Source organism: Paenibacillus cucumis (ex Kampfer et al. 2016) (genome assembly GCF_019748695.1).
Classification (GTDB): Bacteria; Bacillota; Bacilli; order Paenibacillales; family Paenibacillaceae; genus Paenibacillus; species Paenibacillus polysaccharolyticus.
In genome coordinates, this window is sequence record NZ_JACLIC010000058.1 from 1 (window position 1) to 6,000 (window position 6,000).

Genomic DNA, 6,000 nt, shown 5'->3' on the forward strand with positions numbered 1-6,000 from the left:
CTGGTCGAGAAGCTGGAACTTGTACGGGAAGTAAGCCGGAACCCGCTGTTTGATGTGATGTTTGCACTGCAAAATATGGAAATACCGACCATTCATCATGGAAGTCCATTTAAGTCACCCTCTATAATTCCAACAAAAACTGCTAAGGTTGATATCGAATTACAAATATTTGAATTGATGGATTTTGAAAAGAAACTACAACTTATTTGTCAGTATAGAACTGATATGTTTCGAAAAGAAACTATTGAGAACTTCATTCAACATTATATATTGATTCTGGGACAGTTGGTTAATAATCCTGACTTAGTGATTAGTGAAATTGTATTGGTGTCTGAGGGAGAAAGAAATAGAATTCTAACCCAGTTCAATAAACCGCTTGAACCAATTAATCCAGCCACTACGATAAGCGGTTTATTTAAAGAACAGGCTCATATCAATAGAGATAGAGTTGCTGTTATTTGCGGTACTGAAGAAGTCAACTATCGAGTTTTAGATGAAAAATCGGATGTGCTTGCTAAGTATCTGTTAAGACATGGAGCGAGAGAAGGACAAGTGATTGGTGTTCACGCAGACCGTTCAGTGGAATTAGTAGTTGCAATTTTGGCTGTACTAAAAATAGGTTGCAGTTATTTACCGCTAGATCCTATTTATCCTCAAGAGCGGATAGAGTTAATGATGGAGGAATGCGAAGCTTCTTTCTTATTAACTAATCTTCATCAATCAGCCTATATTCCTTCGATGTATTACAAAATTATCGATCTGAATCAGTCGTTTGTGGAGCCTTTAAACAAAGGAGCGTTTCCAAGCATTCAGACCACTGCTAACAGCACTGCATATATAATGTATACTTCAGGTTCTACGGGGTTACCAAAGGGAGTCATGGTCCAACATCAAGGTGTTATTCGTCTTGTGAAAAACCAGTCTTATTTTGACTTTTCTCAAAAAAACCGAATTTTGCAGACAGGTTCCATTGCATTTGATGCGTTTACTTTTGAACTTTGGGGTGCCCTTCTGAATGGTGCTACCCTTTGTTTTACATCTCCAGAAAATTTTCTGGATCCAGATAAATTAGAAGCAGAGCTTGTTTCTCATAATATTAATGCGATGTTTTTAACTACAGCACTCTTCCATCAATATGCGCAAGCAAGACCAACGGTGTTTGCCAATCTTAAGCAGCTAATCGTAGGTGGAGAAGTCTTAAGTACCTTTTATACTGAACAAGTCAGAGGACTTTTCCCGAATCTTAGAATGATTCATGCATACGGTCCTACGGAGAATACGACTTTTTCAACGATGATGGATATTAAAAAGGCTTTTGATCACACCATACCTATTGGTGCTCCAATCGTTAACTCAACAGCTTATGTACTCGACGGGTCACTTGCTCTTCAACCTGTTGGGGTGGTTGGAGAGATATATGTTGGAGGACTTGGGGTAGCCAAGGGATATTTAAATCGGCCTGCATTGAATGCTGAGCGATTTGTTGAAGATCCGTTTTATTCTGGTCAACTAATGTACCGAACAGGAGATATGGCGCGTTGGCTGTCCGATGGAACACTAGAATTTATTGGTCGAATGGATGGACAGGTTAAGATACGTGGCTATCGAGTTGAATGTGGGGAAATCGAGAATACGCTTATGAATCATGGAGATATAAAGACTGTTTGTGTATTTGTTCACGAGGAACAAGGGAAAAAACGGTTATGTGCATATTTTTCAGCAGTTCAGGACTTAATGGACATGGAGTTACGAGAATTTTTATCTCAGAGTTTGCCGGAGTATATGATCCCATCTGCATTTGTACAGCTTGAATCTTTACCTCTTACTCCCAACGGAAAGGTTGACAAACGTGCGCTTCCAGTACCTCAAATTGGAGTGGGAAAAGGTAGTAAGTATAGGGAACCGCAATCAGAAAAAGAAAAGATTGTTGCAAAAATTTGGGCAGATGTGCTTGCTCAACAAGAAGTTGGACTTACGGATAACTTTTTCTTGATGGGTGGGGATTCAATAAAAGCTCTTCAAGTATGTAGCCGTTTAAACCACGTTAACCTTGACCTGACACTTGCGGATATTTTTCAACATCCAACTATTGAATCCGTAATTCCATACGTAATTCATAGAGAGCATCAGATTGATCAAGGTGTTGTGGTAGGGGAAGGTCTGTTAACTCCTATCCAAGGATGGTTTTTTGAAGGTCCGTTAAAAGGAACAAATCGGTTTAATCAAACGGTTGCTATTTATCGCTCAGAAGGTTTTGAAGCAACACTACTTAAGAAGGTTTTAATTCGTCTGGTGGAACACCATGATGCGCTGAGAATGATTTTTTTCAAAGATTCTAAGACGAATTCTTGGCGGCAACGTAATCAAGAGGTGAAGAGTGATCAGTTTTTGTTCAGTGTTTTTACAATTGAGCATGGTATTCATGTATCAGAATTCGTTAAGAAAGAAAGCGAAAAATTACAGGAGAGCATCAATGTTAATTCTGGTCCGGTTGTGGCTGCAGGTTTGTTCAAAACGGCGGAAGGAGATCATTTGACGCTTGCCATTCATCATCTCGTTATAGATGGTGTGTCATGGCGGATATTATTGGAGGATTTGGCGGTAGGATACAAGCAGGCTTTAGAAGGACAGGAAATCTGTTTTGAACAAAAAACGGATTCATATTTGTCGTGGGCAAAGGCAATAAATGAATTTGTAGAGTCCGGTGATTTTGCATCGGAAGCCAGCTACTGGAAAGACATTGATAGTATACAAACGATATCTCTACCGAAAAAAGTTCATGTTGATAACCAACTGTTGATGGCAGGTTGTTGTAACGTTCAGCTGACCTTCAGCCCTCAGGAAACAGAACTTCTTCTATATAAAGCAAATCAAGCTTATAAGACAGAGATAAACGATTTATTACTTACGGCCTTGGGGTCTGCACTGCGACAAATGACACACGCAATTAATTTCAGAATTGATCTTGAAGGGCATGGTAGAGAAGAAATTATTAAAAATATGAATGTAAAGCGGACTATAGGATGGTTCACTTCAAGATATCCTGTACAACTTATCGTTCATTCTAATGATTATGGTGCTCTGATTAAACAAACAAAAGATCAGTTAAGGCAAGTTCCGAACAAGGGAATTGGCTATGGTATTCTGAATCATCAATTAAACAATAAGGGGAACTATGATAAGAGTTCTACTATTAGTTTTAATTACTTAGGCCAATTTAGCCCGGATGTGAGTAATGAACAGATTTTTGAATATTCCATCCATGGCACAGGAATTAGCGTGGATAGTCAATCCCAGCAGGTATATGAACTAGATCTGAATTCTTTCATAGTTAATAATTCATTATGTCTTAATATTACCTATCACGAAGCACTTTTTGATGAAGAAGTTATATCGGAATTTATTATGTACTATTCCAGATCACTTAGAGATATTATCGATCACTGTGTTTCCCAAGCTAACAACCACTATGCCAGAAGTAAAATTGCTTCTGATCGAATTACCATGCACGACGCTGATATCCTACAAGAATTATTTCCAGAATCAGTTGAAGATGCCTACGGTCTGACTCCAATGCAGGAAGGCATGTTATTTCATTCTTTAAAGGACCGCACTTCTCTTCAATATGTAGAACAATTCAGTTTGAGCTTCGAAGGGCGGTTAAATATTGGTCTATTTAAAGAAAGCTTCTGCAACCTTATAGATCGTCATGCGATTCTAAGATCCGTATTTGTTACAGATCATGTACTGAAGCCTTTACAAGTGGTTCTAATTAGCCGTAGTCCAATAATTAACGTGGAAGATTTTACTCGTTTGAATGCCGATGAAATTCATGAGTCTACAGAACAATATCTTCGTGAGGACCGTATACGGAGCTTTAATATGCAGGAAGATTCTCTTATGCGACTATCTATCCTGCAAATTGGTCCAGAAACTAATCGTGTTGTTTGGACATTTCACCACATCCTTATGGATGGATGGTGCGTTAGTATTTTACTGAAAGAACTACTTGCAATTTATGAAAGTAAGATTAATCGTACAAAACTACAATTAGAGACTCCGCCTTCGTTTAGTAGTTATATCAATTGGTTGGAAAAACAAGATAAGAAGGCAGCCGAAAGATATTGGAGTCAATATCTTATCAATTACAACTCACCAGCGGGACTAGCGAAGCAGGCTGATTCTACAAGACAAGGAGCTCAGTCTCAAAAAGAATTTGTATATACGCTGGATAGAAAATTATCTAGCAGAATGCGAACTACGGCTCAGGAATGCCAAGTAACACTTAATACACTCTTTCAGTGTGTTTGGGGGATTGTGCTGCAAAGTTATAATCACACTGAGGATGTGGTGTTTGGAACAGTTATTTCCGGTCGTCCTAAAGAAGTTCCAGGTATTGAAAGAATGATTGGGCTTTTCATTAACACGGTGCCTGTACGAATCAACTGGGGGAAAAAACAAACGTTCAGCAATTTATTAAAAGCTGTTCAACTGGACAGAATCAATTCTGAAGAATATCAGTTCTTTCCTCTGTATGAATTACAGGCTAATACGTCACTTAAGCAGAACTTGTTTGATCATATTATCGTTTTTGAGAATTATCCAATGGAAGAAGAAATTGATCGTTCAGGTACAAAAGTTAGCCCTAATTTGCAGATTCGTTGTGATTCAATTTTCGAGCAAACTAGCTATGATTTAACTCTTCTTGTCTTACCTGGGGAGGAGTTGCAACTGCTTGTTAAATACAATAGTTTTTTATATGAATATTCGAGCTTGATACGTGTATTTGAGCAGTTTGAGCATTTGCTTCAACAAGTCTGTAATCAACCTGATTTAAAGCCTTCACAGATCAAATTTATTTCCGAAAGTATGCCAGATGACGAGTGTAAGAATAGCCATATTGATATGTGTACAGTTCCTACGGAAATAACTGTGCATAAACTTTTTGAACAACAGGTTGAACGTACTCCTAATAGTGCTGCTGTTGTGTGCGGAAATCTAAAGATTACTTATCATCAATTGAATGCACGTTCCAATACTCTGGCTCATGCTTTACGGACTAAAGGTGTTGGGATAGATCATTTTGTGGGAGTTATGATTGATCGTTCTATTGAAATGGTAATTTCATTTTTAGCTGTTTTAAAAGCTGGAGGAGCATATTTACCCATTGATACAGCTTATCCTATGGACAGGGTTTCTTTTATACTGAAAGACAGTAATGTACAAATCCTGATAGCAACCCGTAATACTTGCATTCCGGAATCGTATACGGGCCAGATCGTGTACTTGGATGATGAGAGTGCAAATCATTCATCTCACTTGAATCTTCATCAGACAAGCGTTCCTACAGATCTGTTGTATTGTATCTACACTTCGGGCACCACGGGCAATCCTAAAGGAGTCGCCATGGAGCACCGCAATATTATTAGTCTGATGACTTTTCAGAAAGAGAAAACATCGATTAATCACTCCAGTGTTTTACAATTTGCTTCATCAAGCTTTGATGTCAGTATTCAAGAGATATTAACAGCTTTACTGTTCGGAGGTACTTTGGTTGTTGCCGATGATCAAATCAAACAAGACCTTGTCAGTTTAGTTGAATATATTTATGCAAACCAAGTAAAGACACTATTCCTACCAACTGCATTCTTTAAAATGCTTATTAATGAAGCGGATATCTATGAAAAATTATTGTCTATTGTTGAGCACTTAGTGATAGCAGGGGAGCAATTAGTGCTTACGGAGAGATTTATTGATTCGGCAAAACGTAATAAAGTTCAATTGCATAATCATTATGGTCCATCAGAGACACACGTAGTTGCGACCTATACAATGGCTAAGTCAACTGATTTTTTACTCGTTCCTCCACTCGGAGCCCCAATATTCAACGCTGATCTTTATATTATTGATCATGCCGGACGTATACTCACTCAAGGAATGCCTGGGGAATTGTACATTGGTGGGAGTAGTGTGGCTCGTGGATACGTAAATCGTCCGGAG

General features: G+C 38.4%; 1 protein-coding gene. It reads left to right on the forward strand.

Going from position 1 to position 6,000, the window contains the following annotated elements; translation table 11 throughout:
- Positions 1–12 precede the first annotated feature (12 nt).
- Positions 13–6,000 (forward strand): non-ribosomal peptide synthetase (locus H7T88_RS28185; protein ID WP_260511205.1); only part of this gene is annotated, 5,988 nt, incomplete at its 3' end.